The organism is Brevibacillus sp. WF146, from assembly GCF_001673705.2.
GTDB lineage: Bacteria > Bacillota > Bacilli > Brevibacillales > Brevibacillaceae > Brevibacillus > Brevibacillus thermoruber.
This window is the reverse complement of sequence record NZ_CP109943.1, coordinates 2,427,430-2,443,151: the sequence shown is the minus strand read 5'-3', so window position 1 is coordinate 2,443,151 and position 15,722 is coordinate 2,427,430. Positions and strand designations below refer to the sequence as shown.

The 15,722-nt window shown below is 61.4% G+C and carries 14 protein-coding genes; all 14 read right to left on the bottom strand.

What is annotated here, in order from left to right:
* Positions 1–18: 18 nt before the first annotated feature.
* Complete coding sequence (locus A6764_RS12150; protein WP_264622245.1) at positions 19–723, bottom strand: YczE/YyaS/YitT family protein; 705 nt, start codon at positions 721–723, stop codon at positions 19–21.
* 46 nt (positions 724–769) lie between these two features.
* Positions 770–1,174, bottom strand: coding sequence for a MarR family winged helix-turn-helix transcriptional regulator (locus A6764_RS12145; protein ID WP_255309595.1), 405 nt, complete (start codon positions 1,172–1,174; stop codon positions 770–772).
* 135 nt (positions 1,175–1,309) lie between these two features.
* Positions 1,310–2,488 (bottom strand): acyltransferase, encoded by a 1,179-nt coding sequence (locus tag A6764_RS12140; protein WP_065066399.1) that lies wholly within the window; start codon positions 2,486–2,488, stop codon positions 1,310–1,312.
* A 112-nt stretch (positions 2,489–2,600) separates the two neighbouring features.
* Complete coding sequence (locus tag A6764_RS12135; protein WP_065066400.1) at positions 2,601–3,794, bottom strand: DUF418 domain-containing protein; 1,194 nt, start codon at positions 3,792–3,794, stop codon at positions 2,601–2,603.
* A 214-nt stretch (positions 3,795–4,008) separates the two neighbouring features.
* Positions 4,009–5,319 (bottom strand): branched-chain amino acid transport system II carrier protein, encoded by a 1,311-nt coding sequence (brnQ, locus tag A6764_RS12130; RefSeq protein ID WP_255309596.1) that lies wholly within the window; start codon positions 5,317–5,319, stop codon positions 4,009–4,011.
* A 282-nt stretch (positions 5,320–5,601) separates the two neighbouring features.
* Positions 5,602–6,438: an alpha/beta fold hydrolase gene (locus A6764_RS12125; RefSeq protein WP_065066402.1), complete on the bottom strand. Its 837-nt coding sequence runs from the start codon at positions 6,436–6,438 to the stop codon at positions 5,602–5,604.
* 71 nt (positions 6,439–6,509) lie between these two features.
* The gene (locus tag A6764_RS12120) at positions 6,510–7,790 is read right to left on the bottom strand and encodes a purine/pyrimidine permease (RefSeq protein ID WP_065066403.1); all 1,281 of its coding nucleotides are present in this window, start codon (positions 7,788–7,790) and stop codon (positions 6,510–6,512) included.
* 1 nt (position 7,791) lies between these two features.
* The gene (locus A6764_RS12115; protein WP_035297595.1) at positions 7,792–8,583 is read right to left on the bottom strand and encodes a putative hydro-lyase; all 792 of its coding nucleotides are present in this window, start codon (positions 8,581–8,583) and stop codon (positions 7,792–7,794) included.
* Positions 8,584–8,670: 87 nt separating this feature from the next.
* Positions 8,671–9,858, bottom strand: a complete 1,188-nt coding sequence (locus tag A6764_RS12110) for an NRAMP family divalent metal transporter (RefSeq protein ID WP_065066404.1) — start codon at positions 9,856–9,858, stop codon at positions 8,671–8,673.
* Between the two features lie 21 nt (positions 9,859–9,879).
* Positions 9,880–10,647, bottom strand: coding sequence for a LamB/YcsF family protein (locus A6764_RS12105; RefSeq protein WP_044898126.1), 768 nt, complete (start codon positions 10,645–10,647; stop codon positions 9,880–9,882).
* Between the two features lie 11 nt (positions 10,648–10,658).
* Positions 10,659–11,663: a 5-oxoprolinase subunit C family protein gene (locus A6764_RS12100; RefSeq protein WP_065066405.1), complete on the bottom strand. Its 1,005-nt coding sequence runs from the start codon at positions 11,661–11,663 to the stop codon at positions 10,659–10,661.
* Entirely contained in the window at positions 11,660–12,403 is a 744-nt protein-coding gene (gene pxpB / locus A6764_RS12095; protein WP_065066406.1) for a 5-oxoprolinase subunit PxpB, read from the bottom strand. The genes A6764_RS12100 and pxpB overlap by 4 nt, the downstream gene beginning before the upstream one ends.
* Positions 12,400–12,564, bottom strand: coding sequence for a hypothetical protein (locus A6764_RS12090; protein WP_176703216.1), 165 nt, complete (start codon positions 12,562–12,564; stop codon positions 12,400–12,402). The genes pxpB and A6764_RS12090 overlap by 4 nt, the downstream gene beginning before the upstream one ends.
* A gap of 171 nt (positions 12,565–12,735) precedes the next feature.
* Positions 12,736–15,630 carry a D-alanyl-D-alanine carboxypeptidase/D-alanyl-D-alanine endopeptidase gene (gene dacB / locus A6764_RS12085; protein ID WP_264622244.1) on the bottom strand — a complete coding sequence of 965 codons (2,895 nt, stop codon included), beginning with the start codon at positions 15,628–15,630 and terminating at the stop codon, positions 12,736–12,738.
* Positions 15,631–15,722: the final 92 nt, after the last annotated feature.

Here is a 15,722-nt window from a genome sequence, read left to right as displayed (position 1 = left end):
TTCTTTTTCGCTTCCCGGTCAGGAGGCGTGCTCCGCCTGGCCTTGAACGGGCGGGATCGCCTGCGGTCCCGCCTGCTCCCCGCCCCAGCGTTCCCAGCGCTGTACCTGGCTGCGCCAAAAGCCGAGCGAGGCCTGCATGACCGGACCAATCAGGAACACGGAGACAAACGTTCCCACGGAGACGGGACCGCCCGCCAGCCAGCCGCATAAGAGTGCGATCCCTTCCAGAAAGGTGCGGACGAGCCGGATCGACCGGCCGGTCAGCCGAGCCAGGGAAAGCGTCAGCCCGTCTCGTGGACCCGCCCCGATGCCGGAAGCCACGTACATGCCGGACCCGATCCCCATCAGCACAATGCCCGCAAAAAGCAGCGCAAACCGGGCCCACAACGATGAAAACGACGGCACGATCCCGGCGTCGAGAAACCCGTTGACAAAATAGCCGATCAAGAGGATGTTGGCGACGCTGCCGATACGCGGCCACTGGCGGTCCAGCACACACGCCATGCCGATCATCGCGATGCCGACGATCTGCACCCACGAGCCGATCGACCAGCCCGTCAGCCCAGCCAGTCCGATATGCAGCACGTCCCAGGTGGCTGCGCCCACCGCGGCACGCATCAACGACACGGCGCCCAGCGCCAGCACCATCAAACCGGCGACAAACAGCACCAGCTTGGCGCCGACAACCCCCGCACGCCTCATCCTTTCTTGTTTTCGCTTCATTGCGATCTCTGCTCCTCTCCTATCCTGCCGCCTGCTGCGGCTCTCTCTACGATTCACTCAGATTGTTCATCATGCGATCAATCACGCTGGCAAACACAGCCAGCTCGTCAGCGGAAATCCCCCGCACCGCTTTCGCTTCGACGAAGTCCGATGCGCGCATCCACTCGTCCGCCATCGCCCGGGCTTTCTCCGTAAGAGCCACCCGCCGCTCCCGTTTGTCCGCACCGCAGTGCCGCTCGATCCATCCCGCCTGCTCCATCCGGGCCAGCGTGCGGGTCATGGTCGGCGCTTCCACGCACAGGTATTGGCACAACTCCGTCTGAGTGGCCGGCCCTTCCAGCAGCCGCACGACGACGGCCCACTGCGCCGCAAACAGCCCGAGCGGGGTCAGCCGTTCGTTCAGCGTCTTGGAAAAACGCCTGCCCAGTTGATTGACCTTGTGTCCGTACACGGTGACACCTTCCCCACCAATTATTTACCTAGCTAAGTATATGCATGCTGCGTGGAATTTGTCAATCCGACTTGGCAAATGCCAAAAAAGGCTTCCCCCATCCGCGGATGAGAGAAGCCTTTTCGTTTCAATCCCTTACATCGCCTGCTTCCACTGCCGTTCCGATTGCCCCGGCGCGGTGGCCCGCTTTTTTTCCGCCGCTCCGACCAGCCATGCGCCGAACGGCAGTTTGGCCAGTCCGTACGAGAGGGCGATCGAAGCCGCCGAACAAAGCAGAAACGCGAACACGCTGCCAAGCATGGTGCTGCCGGTGACCTCCCAGACGTTCAATCCCTTCATCACGTACGTGAGCACAAGGGCGTGAACCAGATACGCCCCGTACGAATTCCGGCCGATCATGGAGAACCAGGCAGTCCAGCGCGAGTCCCGCTTTGTCAGCAGGACGGCCAGCAGGTAGACCAGCAGCAGTTGGGCCACCGTATAGAAAAACATGGACGGCTTCAGCGACGTGGCCACGTTGAGGTTGACCAAAAAGCCGCCCGAATCCCTGACCAGCTCATAGCCGATGTACGCGTAGGCGGCGGCAAACACAGCCAGCAGGCAGGGCCAGCGGCGCTGCAGCAGCGAGCGGAACGCGGGCAGCGCCAGCGCGACCATCCCGCCCAGCAGGAAATAAAAGGAGTAAAACAGAAAGTTGCGGTCCCTGTACGTGATCAGGTACGCGTCCAGCCAAGCCGCGTCAAAGCGGAACGGATGAGCCGGCAGATAGCGGGCCGACACCCACATCAGTCCCGCGTACAGCAACGCCGCCGCACCGACGGCGGCCACCTTTCCCGCGCGGCCGGACAAGCGTTGTGTTGCCGCCTTGAATCCTTTCAAAAGCAGTGGGTACAGCAGGTAAAACTGGAAGATCATGACGACAAACCACAGGTGGTACGAGGCGCTGCCCGTGATCAACTTTTGAACCACGCCGACGAGTGTCGAGACGTCCCACCCGGTCACGTCCCGACGCCACGCCATGTAGATCAGCGACCAGATCGCGTAAGGCACGACGATCTCGGTGAACCGCTTGCGGATAAAGCCGGGGTAGTTCACCCGTTCGTAGTAGTTGTAAAACAGGACCAGGCCGGTAATAAAGACGAAAGCCGGGACGGCAAACTTGAGCAGGTGGAACAGCTTCCCGTAAAGAAACGCCGTCATCTCGTCCACTCCGGGCTTTCGCATGTAGACGCCGATCACGTGCTGATACACCACTGCCAAAAAGGCAAAAGCGCGAACCACGTCCAGTTCGACAATTCGTTCTTTTCGGGCCATTGACTCGTTACCAAACCTTTCTACCTTTCGTGCAAAACAGACAATCCCATCTTACCGCTCCCCCACGGCTGCCGCAAGTCCTGCGCGGGCGAATGACCGATGCCGCTCCGCCTCATCTTTTCATCGGTGGGACAAAACCGTATGTCAAACAGCGCCACAGCCATTCCAGCGGTCCGAATCGATAGCGGGAAAGCCACCAGCGGCTCCACGCCATCTGCAGCGGAAAAATCACGAGGCACAGCACAAGTCCGAGCCACATCTCCGCCTGCCCGTAAAGGTGGAAGAGCCGCGCAATCCCCAGCGACAGGACGGTTTGAGCCAGGTAGTTGGTCAGGGCCATCCGCCCCACGGGCGCAAGCGGTGCCAGCAGCTTCCGTCCCCGCCCCGTCCGCAGCAGCAGAAGCAGCGACGTGATGTAAAACGCGCACAGCGACAGGCCGCTCCACTCGATAAAGACCAGCACGGCCAGCTCGGGCGGTGCGGGCAGGTCCACGGCGCCGGATTGAACAGGCGGAATCATCGCCACCAGCGGAACGCTCGCGGCCAGCGCCAGCAACCAGACGCGCTTGATGGCGGCAGCATGCTGTTCGGGACGATGAAAGACGCCTTTTTTGGCTGCGTACAGTCCCATCAAAAACAGCGGCAGGACGGACAGTACGTTCATCCACTCGTACTCCAAAACGATCGGCATTTCATGGGTCCAGCGGAACTGCAGCCATTCTGCCGGTCCCCCCTGGTTGTACACCGTGATCGCTTCCCGTGCCCGCTGCCATGTTTCGGCGCTGTACGAGGATTCCCCGGGAACCAGCAGCGTCAGCGCCATCAGCAGGTTCCACCCGATGAGCAGAAGGAGCGCCACGCGGCGTATGGACGCTTCCTGTCTCTTGTAAAACCAGAGCAAACACAGGCCCGCCAGCGCATAGGTGTGGAGAATGTCCCCGTACCAGAAGAACAGCAGGTGGACCACCCCGAACAGCATCAGCACCGTCAAGCGGCGCAGGTAAAGCCGTGTGGCCGGATGTCCCTTCTGCTCCGCCCGGCTCATGAACAAGTAAAATCCGGCTCCGAACAAAAACGAAAAAATGGTGTAAAACTTGGCCTGGACAAACATGTCAAACAGCAGGCGGATCCATTCGTCCAGGGCCGTGTGCGACAGCGGCAGACGGTCTTCCGGCAGGAACAGGTCCGGCTGCAGGAAAGTGGGCATGTTGACCAAAAAGATGCCAAACAGGGCAAAGCCGCGCAGAACATCCAGTTCGGCAATCCTCTCCTCGGCCGAAACGGGTGATGCTTTCACTCGCGTCATCCTTTCTCGTTTTCGTCTCTCCCGTGTCTCTCCATGTGGCGTTCCCTTGGTTACTACGAACGTACGGGCGAAAAGTCACGGCCGCCCGCAAAAACAAGGGCACATGCACGAGGTTTCGCAACGGTGAATCCCGCGCTTCCTGAGTGAGATGCGGGGCAAACAAAAAGGGCGGAAAAAGCAGAATCGTCTGCTTCCTCCCCCCTGCACGGCCGTCTTAGGACGGCTGCTCTTCTCTTCTTTCGCCCCGACTGCGTCTGCCGAAATCAAGCAGCATTCCGGCGCAGCCCCCGAGCAGCGCTGGCATCACCCAGCCGGCTCCCTGCGCGTACAGCGGCAGCGCGTTCAGCCAGGTGTCCCAGCGGTGATCCCCCGCCGTCGCATTGATCAGATCGATCACGCCAAACAGCGCGACCAGACTGACCGTGGTCACGTAGACGAACGAGCGGGCGGAGATGACGCGGTCGGCCAGCGCCAGAAGGATGAGGACGATGGCGACCGGATAGATCGCTCCCAGGATCGGTACGGAGACCGCGAGAATTTGCGTCAGCCCCAGGTTGGCAATCGCCATGCTTACGAGACAGAGGACGCTCACCCAGGCCCGGTACGAGAGGCGCGGCAGCAGGCTGTTGAAGTACTGGCTGCACGAGGTGACCAGGCCGATGGAAACGCAGAGACAAGCCACCGTAAACACGACGCCCAGGAGAACTTTCCCGCTGGGGCCGAACAGGTAGCCCATCACGCTGGTCAGAATCTGCGCCCCGTTGTCCGCTTTTCCCAAAAACGAACTGGCGGAACCGATCATCCCCAGCATCACGTAAATGACGCCCAACAGCACGCCCGCCCCCAGACCGGCGCCGATCATGTAGACGGACAGGCGCCCTTTGTCTTCGATGCCCTTGGCGCGCAGCGTGTTGGCCACGACAATGCCGAAGACCAAAGCGGCCAGCGCGTCCATGGTCAGGTACCCGTCCAAAAACCCCTGAAACGCGGGATGTTCTGCGTACGGCCCGACAGGCTGCGCTGACGGCCCCATCGGAGACAGCAGGCTTTTGGCGAAGATGAGCACAATGATCGCCAACAGCGTCGGGGTCAACAGCTTGCCGAAGCGATCCACCAGCTTGGACGGGGACAGGCTCAGCCAGAAGACCACCGAGAAAAAGACGGCGGAGTAAACGGCCAGCCCCCACGGCTGCGCGGACCAGGTAGCCGGCAGAAACGGCGCCATTCCCATCTCGAACGCCAGGCTTCCCGCGCGCGGAATCGCCAGACCCGGACCGATCGAGACGTAGATCAAGAGCGGGAACAGCCAGGCAAAGACCGGATGCACGCGTTTGGCCAACGCGGAAAAGCTGCCCGCCTTGGCGATGGCCACCACCCCGAGAATCGGCAGCCCAACCGCCGACAGCAGAAAGCCTGCGAGGGAAAGCCACACCTGCTCGCCGGCCGATTGGCCGAGAAACGGCGGAAAAATGAGATTTCCCGCCCCAAAAAACATGGAAAACAGCATAAAACTGATCAGGACCATGTCCTTTTTGGACAGCGTATGTTTCACGGTGCAGTTCCCTCCTCCCATATCGAAAGGGATTCTATCAACTTTTCCGCCGCGAATCCAGTAGTAACGCGATATTCGTAATGTTCAAGAAAGTGAATGATTTCAATTTATTTTAAAAAAATCAGCTCCTGTACAGGATGGTACGTCGTGTCCTGTGGCCTGCACGCTGGAATTGATACTCGTGCTGACGACGGACGGGGGCGGCAGGTGCTGCAGATGTTGGCGGAAAAAAACCGGCAGTCTGTGCGACGCAGACTACCGGTTTTCCCTGCGAAGCTCCTCCTCCACGCGGTCCAGCCATTCGTGAACGAGAGCGGTAAACAGCCGGCTTTGCTCGATCTGCAGGTTGTGGCCCGCGCGATCCAACATGACGAAGCTGGCCCGCGGAAAATGCTCCAGGATCGTCCACGCGTCCCGGTACCCCGTGCGGTCATCCTGCCGTCCGGTCAGGATCAGCACCGGTTTGTCATACCGCCCGACCAGCGGTTCCACGTCAAACGAAAACGCGTACCGCCGCTTCAGCTTTTCCAGAAAGCGCATGTCGGCCATCCGCACGCCGGAGAGGATTTCCCGCTCAAAGCGCTCCCAGTTGCAGCGGTCCTGCACGACGGCAATGGAGGCAAACTCCTCTCGCTCTTCCGGCGTCAGCTCGGCCAGCAGTTTCTCATCCCGAGCCAGCACGGTAAAGGGGGGCAGGTCCCGTTTCTCCTTTTCCGCGTGAATGGCCGCACAGATCAGCAGCATGCCGGCCATTCGATGCGCCTGCCGGGTGAGCAATCCCCTGGCCAGATAGCCTCCGTAGGATTCACCCGCGACCAAAAACGGCGCCCCGGCCGGAATCAGCCGCTCCACCACCCGCTCGACGACCGCCAGCATGTCGTCCGATCCTGTGATCCAGTCCGCTCCTTTGGTCCGTCCCATCCCGGGGAGGTCCAGATAGATCCGCCGCCAGCCCGGGCGGTCGGCGAAGACAGGCTCCATGCAGCCCGTCATCAGCCGATGATCGGGTGAGAATCCGTGCAGCATCACTACAGGGAATCCCTCACCGTACTCTACATAATGAACCGTCACGTCGTCCAGCACGCATTCCATTCGCCCTTCCCCCTGACTCGAACATTTGTTCCGTCTGTTATCATACCACGTTTGCAGAAAAATGGAAAGAATCATTCGCTTTCCCGACTGAATGCAGGCCGCGAGCGGACCAGCCGCTCCAGTGCCATGCAGATCAGCACGCCCATCAGCAGCCCGTTGCTGACGAGCGGACTGATGTAGGGCGGAAGCTGCGCCAGGAATGAGGCGGGCAAAAACATGCAGCCGACACCGGCCATCAGCGCAACGCCGACGATATATCCCTGCCGTTCATCCAGCCCGCTTTTGGCGATCTCCCGGATGCCCATGCCAATCATGTTGGCAAACGAGAGAAACACGCTGGCGTACCCTACCGAGACGGGAATCGAGGCAAACCACAGCGTGACCGCCGGAACGAAACTGACCGCCACCAGCAGCAGACTGCCCATCAGAAACGGCCATTTTTCCTTCATCCGCGTGGTCAGGATAAAGCCGGCCGTGTAGGAAACCGGCACGAAGCCGATCGTGGAAAACGCGGCGGACAGCAGTTGGCTGATGCCCATGATCAGGCCGGACCGGTTGGCGCTGACGGGCTCGGCAGGGTGGACCACCCGTTCCACCGCTTCCATGCTGGCGATCAGGTTGCTCAGCAAAAGGACGGTGACGATGAGCGAGGTCAGCATGATTCCGCCGTCAACGTGCGGCCATCCCCACGACAGCAAATGAGGCAGGGCTACCCAGTTCTCCGCCGGGGCTTCGATTTTGTGGTACAGACCCGCCAGGACGAACAAGGACCAGCCAAACGCGATGGCGATCAGCACCGAATAGCTGCGCAGCAGTTGGTGCCGGCTCCTTGCAAGGACCAGCGACACGGCGAGCGTGGCGAGCGAAATCGTCGCCGCTTTCCCGTCAATCGCGCCCGATTTTGCGCCCAGGATGCCGGTGACAAACGGTCCGCTCATCTGCGCCACCAGCAGGAGGAAATAAGTGCCGACCACCGTCGGCGAAAACAGCCGGCGAATCGCGTCCATCCAGCCGCACGCGCTCACGGCGAGGAAAATAAGGCCGCTTGCGGCCAGACCCAGTTCCAGGGCGGGGAGCACCTCGCGCGGATGGAGTCCCATCGCGGGAGCCAGGGAAGCAAACAGGAGAAACACGCCCCACCACAACGCCGCGGGCCCTTCGGCGATGGGCAGACGGTGTCCCCAGAGGGCCTGCAGGACCGATACGACCCCCAGGACAAACAGCGAGCGCTGCACAAAGTCGGCGATTTCCGCCGGCGTCATGCCGTACGCCTGCCCGATGGCAAGCGGAGCCACCACGCTGCCGGCGAGGATAAACATGGCCCACTGAATGGTCGACAGCGCCTGCCGCATGTTACAGGACCCCGTACTGCGCGTCCCGTTGGTCGGTGATAAACATGTGCCCCGGAGCGTGGGTGATCATCAACTCCGGCTTGCAGCGCATCGCCACGGCTTGCGGCGTCACGCCGCAGGCCCAGAAGACAGGCACTTCGCCCGGATAAATCGGGACGGGGTCGCCAAAGTCTGGGGTGTTTACATCGGCAATCCCGATCTGCCGCGGGTCGCCGATGTGGACGGGAGCGCCGTGCACCGCCGGAAAGCGGGAGGTGACCTGTACCGCCCGCACCACCTGATCGTGCGGGATGGGCCGCATGCTGACCACCATCGGGCCGGAGAATCGGCCCGCCTTTGCACAGTCCAGATTGGTCACGTACATGGGCACGTTGCTGTTTTGTTCGATGTGGCGAACCGGAATGCCGCTGTCCAGGAGCGCCTGCTCAAAGGTAAAGCTGCAGCCCAGCAAAAAGGCGACCATGTCCTCCCGCCACAAATGGTCAATCCGGGTGACTTCCTCCGTCAGTTCACCGTTCCGGTACACGCGGTATCGGGGAAGATCGGTGCGCAGGTCGGCGTCCGGAGCCACCAGTGCCGGAACGGGTGATCCGGGTTCAGTCACATCCAGCACGGGACACGGCTTCGGATTGCGCTGACAGAACAGCAAAAAGTCGAAGGCGAGCGCCTTTGGCAAAATCACCAGGTTGGCCTGCGCATATCCGGCGGCCATTCCTGCCGTCGGCTTGTCCCAACGCCCCTCCCGCATCAACAGACGGGCCTCTTTCGGATGCATCGACGCAAACTCGTTCATTCTCAATCCCTCCCATTCGGTCGTGAATCGCACGGAAAACACCGCAGGCGGCGCGGCGAGCGTCCTGCGGCCTCTACCATTTTCCGATTATTGGAACAGTTTTGGCAGCTCGTTCACCATGGTGTACACGCCCATGACCGCCATGGTGACGGTGACGATCAGGCCGAAGATGGTCATCCACAGCGGGTGCTTGTAATCCCCGACGATTTTTTTGCGGTAGGCGGCGATCAGCATGACCCCGAGCGTGAGCGGGAGGATCAAGCCGTTCAGGGCCCCCACCAGGACGAGGATTTTCACCGGACGGCCGACCAGCACAAAGACCAGCGTGGAAACGGCGATGAAGCCGACGATGATCCAGTTGTGGAAACGGTCGATCTTTTCATGGAACGTACGAATAAACGAGACTGATGTGTAGGCGCTGCCGATGACCGAGGTGATGGCCGCGGCCCACATGACCACGCCGAAGATCTTGTACCCCACCTGCCCTGCCGCCAACTGAAAGACGGACGCGGGCGGATTGGACGGGTCCAACTGCAGCCCCTGGGCTACAATGCCCAGCGCCGCGAGAAACAGGATGATGCGCATGACAGACGCGATGACGATGCCGGAGACGGAGCTTTTCGTCACTTCCGGCAAGGAGGAAACCCCCTTGATGCCCGCGTCCAGGAGACGATGGCCGCCGGCAAACGTGATGTATCCCCCGACCGTGCCGCCCACCAGGGTGACGATCGCCAGCACGTCGATGGTGTCGGGAACAAAGGTTTTGATGACCGCTTCACCCACAGGCGGCGACGAGGTGACCGCGACGTACAGGGTCAGGGCAATCATGACAACGCCCATGAGCTGGGCAAATCGGTCCATCAGTTTGCCTGCCTCGCGCACGAGGAAAATCCCGATGGCGATGATTGCACTTACCAAAGCCCCCGTCTCTGCGGACATGCCAAACAGCACGTTCAATCCCAGACCCGCTCCGGCGACGTTCCCGATGTTGAACGCCAGGCCGCCCAGCACGACCAGCAGGGCGACGAGGTACCCCAAGCCGGGCAGGACCAGGTTGGCGACGTCCTGGGCCCGCCTTTCCGACACCGCGATAATGCGCCACACGTTCATCTGTGCCCCGATGTCGAGCAGGATCGACATCAGGATGACAAAGCCAAAACTGGCGGCCAGCTTTTGCGTAAAAACGGTCGTCTGCGTCAGAAAGCCCGGTCCGATGGCGGACGTAGCCATCAAAAACGCAGCGCCCAACAGCAAGCTGATTCTCGATGCTTTCATGAAATATCCCCCCGTTTGTCTCTACGCTGGATGATTCATCGCCTTGACCGCGATGCCGGACGCTTCCAGCGCCGCGCGAATGTTGCGGGCGAACGTCAGCGCGTGCGGACCGTCGCCGTGGATGCAGACGGTTTCCGCCGCAATCTCGATGTCCGTCCCCTGCCGTGTGGTCACCTTTCCTTCCTTGACCATACGGATCACCTGGGAGACCGCCTGTTCGTCATCGGCAATCAGCGCATCCGGTTGGCTGCGCGGCGTCAGCGACCCGTCCTGCTGATAGGTGCGGTCGGCAAAGACCTCGCTCTTTACCCGCAGGCCGATTTTTTCTCCCTGCGCAACAAGCTGACTGCCCGCGAGGCCAACCAGGTAGAGCTCCGGATTGACCCGGTAGACGGCTTCGGCAATCGCCCGGGCCAGCTCCGGGTTGGCGGCCGCCATGTTGTACAGGGCGCCGTGCGGTTTCACGTGCTGCATCGCGCCGCCTTCCGCCTGCACAAACCCCTGCAGCGCTCCCACTTGATAAACGACCAGATCGTACGCCTCCTGCGGGGAAATGGCCATGTTGCGCCGGCCGAAGCCCTGCAGATCGGGCAGGCCCGGATGGGCGCCGATCATGACGCCGTGTTCCAGCGCCAGCTTCACCGTCCGGCGCATCGTGCCCGGATCGCCGGCGTGAAAGCCGCAGGCGATGTTGGCCGACGTGATGTACGGCAGGATCGCTTCATCGTTCCCGATCCGGTAGGCGCCGAAGCTCTCTCCCATGTCGCAATTCAAATCCACGCGGTACATGCAAATCCCTCCTATGCGAGTTTGAACTGAATGCCCAGCTTGGCCTGGCGAATGCTGCACTCCCTGTCCAGCAGCAGCGCCTCCGCTTCGTCCCGGCTGATTTCGACGAACCGGATCACATCCCCCGGCTTGGTCTGGGCGATGAGCGGCAGATCGACACTGGCAATCTGGGCGATTTTCGGGTAGCCGCCCGTCGTCTGTCGGTCGGCCAGCAGCACGATGGGCTTTCCCTCGGCCGGGACCTGCACCGTGCCGAACGACACGGCTTCGGAGATCAGCTCCGTCTGCCGGACGAGGGACAAGACAGGTCCCTCCAGCCTGTAGCCCATCCGGTCCGATTGCGGCGTGACCCGAAACGGCTGCGAAAAAAACGCCTCCTGGCTGTCTGCCGCAAACCAGTCCCACTGACTGCCGCGGATGGCCCGAATCACCGGTTGGGATTCGTACATCGGCAGCAGTTCCGGTCCGATTCCCCACTCGGCCGAGACAAACGCGCCCTCTTCCGCGTGCGTGCGCAGGTGGCGGATCATCAACGCCGACTGCTCCGGCAGCGGACCGGATTTCAAAACGTCTCCGGCACGAAGCGGCCGCCCCTCATGACCGCCGATTCCGGCCCGCAGGTAGGTGGATCGGCTATTCATCACCACCGGCACCTGTATCCCCCCAGCCACGGCCAGGTAGCTGCGAGCCCCAAAACGGCAGCCGCCCGACTCCAGGACGGTGCCCTTTTTTACCCACACCGGTTTCCACAGCGGCACGGGAACGCCATCGATCGTGGGTGACAAATCGGCGCCGCAGATGGCGATCAGCGCGTCCTCCGTGAATTCGAGGGCGGCCCCGATCAGCGTCATTTCCAGCGTGGCGTCCGAATCGCGGTTGCCCACCAGCAGATTGGCCGCCCGGTGGGCAAACGGGTCCATGGCCCCGCTCACGATGACGCCGTGTTTTTGATAGCCGTAGCGCCCTGCATCCTGGACCGTCGTCAGCAGTCCGGGGCGGATGACGCGCATCGTCATGCCGATCCCTCCTCGTATGCGCGAAATTCCTCTTCGGTTACGGGAACAAACCGGACGCGGTCCCCCGCCTGCAGCAGGCTGGGCGGATCCGCTTCCGGACGGAACAGCCTTAGCGGCGTTCGGCCGATAATCTGCCAGCCTCCGGGTGTCTCCAGCGGATAGATGCCGGTCTGCTTGCCGGCGATGCCGACGGAACCTGCGGGGATGGACAGCCGGGGCGACTGTCTCCGGGGAGTGGCGATTTTCTCCGGCATCCCCCCGATATAGGGAAATCCGGGCGCGAACCCGATCATGTACACCTGGTAGTCGCCTGAGGCATGCGTTTCGATCACTTCCTGCTCCGTCAGGTTGTTGTGGCGGGCCACTTCTCCGAGGTCGGGCCCCATTTCGCCCCCGTAGAGAACGGGGATCTTCACCACCCGACCGCTGGCGGGGGCCGCTTCTCCCAGGCTGTTCAGCCTTTCGCGGATCTGCCCGCAGTACCATTCGTAGGGAGAAAACGGCGGCCGGCTTCCCCCGTCCGTCCGCTGCCAGCCTTTGTTCCGCTCGTATACCGCGACGGGGTCATAGAAAATCGTGACGGTGGCATAAGCGGGGATGTATTCCACCATGCCGGGCAGCGGATCCTGCTCCAGAGATGCGGAAAATTGCTTCACCTGCCCGTGGATGTGCTGGTCAATGCTTGTCCCGAACCGGACGACCACGGCATGATCGCCCAGCGGTTCCACATGTACCTTCATCGCCGATACCCTCCTGTCGGTTTTCTCCATCCCAGACCGTGAACGGACGTGTTCGGGTGACCGGAATGTTCGACCGTTTCCGACAGCGACAGCTGCCGGCGGTCAAGAAACAGCTGAAGCAGATTCGCCACCGTGCGGACCGTTTTGTTGATCTCCGACAAACCACACCCTCCGTTCCGATATTCGGAATTTTTGTTCCGTTTTCTATTTTTGTTTTTCATTATACGACAATTTTCAATCCATATACAATCGAGAATTTTCCGTTAATAGAAAACGCCCGCAAGCCACTTGCCGTCTTTCCGACAAGCGGCTTGCGGGTTCACCTTTTTCTGTCAGTCTTGAAAAGAGGCGAGCGCGATGGCGATCTGGTCCTGCATGTCGGTAAAGGTTTTGCCGTCTTTCGCATACCCGTTCAGCAGGATGGAGAACGCCAGTTTCTTGCCGTCCGGGGTGGTCACGTAGCCGGACAGGCTGTTTACGCCCGTCATGGAGCCTGTCTTGGCGCGCACGTTCTGTTCGGCCGCCGTTCCCTTCATCCGGTTTTGCAGCGTGCCGTCCACGCCGGCCACCGGCAGGGAGGCGTAGTACGCCTCAAAGGTCTCCTGCCTGCTCATTCCCTCCAGCACCGACAGGATGTGGCGGGCGGAGATGAGGTTGTAGCGGGTCAGACCGGAGCCGTCCACCATGTCGAAATTGGTTGGGCCCCCAAGCGATTGGACCGTGTCTCGCACGATCGTTGCTCCGGCGGCGGCGCTGCCTTCCTCGCCTTTGACTGCGCCCAGCGTTTTCAGCAGCATTTCGGCGTAGAAGTTGTCGCTTTTCTTGTTGAGATAGGAGACGATCTCCCGAAGCGGCTGCGACGCAAACTCCGTCCACTTGACCGCCTGGGCGGGAACGGTTCCGACCGATACCTTGCCGCTTCCGGCGAAGGTGATCCCTTCCTTTTCCAGCGTCTCCCGCAGGACTGTGCCGAAGTACAAGGCGGGCTCTTCCACCGGTACCCGTTCGTAGTCGCCTTTCGTTCCCAGCGGCAGGTTTCCGGTGACGCGGATCGTGTTCGTCCCTCGGTCGCGCGTGATGGCAAAGGTGTTTTCCTCACCGGCCGCGACCGTTTTCGCTTCGTTGATGACCTTGACGTACGCGGTCTTGGGCAGCAGATTTACCTGGACCGCCGCTCCCGCTTTCGCGCCCGGCTGGTACTCTACCATTACCGTGCCGCGGTTGAGGGCCAGCGCGCCGATCAGCGGATTGTAGTAGTAGCTCTCGTCGTCCCAGGCCCAGCCGAGGCCGAGCCGCTGGTCATCAAAATAGCTGTCGTCCAGCACGAGATTGCCGTTGATCCGCTTGATGCCCTGCGCTTTCAGCCAGCCGGCGATCTCTTCGACGGAAACGCCTTCCTGCACTTTCAGGCTGTCCTCCGTGTGCAGGGTGGGATCGCCGTAGCCCTTGACGTACAGATCGCCGTTCAGCACGCCGTTTTTCGGCAGGGGCACCGACCCGTACAGCTCCGTTTTGAATGTATACTCGCTCCCCAACTGGATGAGACTCGCAGCCGAAGTCAGCAGCTTCAGGTTGGAGGCCGGCGTCATCAGCGTGTCGGCGTTTCGCTCGTACCAGACGGCATCGTCCCCCGTTTCGTCCAGCGCCTTGACGATCACGCCCGCCGTAATTCCGGACTGATCGGCACCGTCGAGGATCGGGTCCAACAGCGCCGAGAGCTTGTAGGTGGCGGGCTCCTGCGCCTCGTATCCGTCCGGTGCGCTCAGCTCCGGGTACTGGGCCAGCAGGATCGCGATCTGGTCCTGCAGATCGCGGGCGTACTTCGATTTGTAGATGCCGTTGATCAGGATGGAAAACGCCAGCTTGTGGCCGTTCTTGGCGGTGACGTACCCGGACAGGCTGTTCACGCCTCCCATCGAGCCGGTCTTGGCGATGACGTTTCGCTCCGCCGGCGTTCCCTGCAGACGGCTTTTCAAGGTGCCGTCCACACCGGCGATCGGCAGGGATGTTTCCAGCGCATCCCGGTACTCCTGCTCCTGCACGAAGGCGAGCAGTTTGACCATCTGCTCGGCGGTGATCCAGTTGAAGCGGGACAGGCCGGAACCGTCCACCTGCTGATAACCGGCGTCTACACCGGCCCGCTTCAGCACGTCGGCGACCACTTCGCTGCCCGCTTTGGCGCTGCCTTCCCCTTTTTGCGTGGCCCCGAGCGTCTTCAACAACATCTCGGCGTAGAAGTTGTCGCTCTCCTTGTTCAGCTCTACGAGCAGTTCGGACAGCGGTTTGGACAGGTGCGTATGGAGCGGGACGCCCGTGGTGACCGTGGTTTTGGCCGTTTTCGCCTGGGGACGCAGCGTGATCCCGGCGGCGGCCAACTGCCGCTTCCACACTTCGGCCACAAACAGGGCGGGGTCTTCCATCGTCACGTCTTCCTGGTAGGGTTGGGCCTGGATGCCGATCGTCCCGGAAAAGACGACCGTATTTGTGCCGCGCGGCCGCGCGACACTGACCTCGCTTGTGGTGCCCTCGACGGTTTTCAGGTTGTTCACCAGCCGGATGTAGGACGTGTCCGGCTCCATCGTCAGCGTCGGCGCCTCTCCCGCTTGTTTTGCCGGCGTGACCGTTACGGTGATGCTGTTCTTATGTACCGCCAGTGCGCTCAGTTGGGCACTGTAGCCGTATGGCTCGTCATCCCACATCCAGCCGGAGCCGAGGCGGACGTCATCGAAATAGCTGTCGTCCACCAGCAGATCGCCGTTCACCTGGGTCAGCCCCTTCTCTTTCAGGGCGGCGGCGATACCCTGCAGGTCTTCGACGGACAGTCCGGGGTCCCCGTATCCTTTCACGATCAGGTCGCCGTTGAGCACGCCGCTCGGCAGCAGCCTGCCGGACGCGTACACCTCCGTCTTCCATTGGTAATCGGGGCCCAGTTTGTCCAGCGCCGCAATCGTGGTGAACAGCTTCAGGTTGGATGCGGGTACGTACGTTCGCTGGGCGTTGTGCCGGTACAGAAACGCCTTTTCGTTCAAATCGTAGACGGCGATGCCGGCGTGAAGACCGACGCTGTTCTCGTCCCGTGCCAGGTCGGCCAGCCGCTTGTCGATGTTGGCGGTCAGCGGGTCGGCTGCGGCCGCCGCGTTTTGGGCGAAGGCCGGCACCGCCGCCGCATTCAGCAGCAGCAGCAGCGTCAGCAGCCACACCCCGGTGCGTTTGAGCAAATGATTCATAATATCCTCCTTCTCCTAGTGTTGTGCCAGATTGAAAAATCTAGCAGCCCTACGTTCCATGATACCATTTTGCGGCATTTTTCGAAATATTG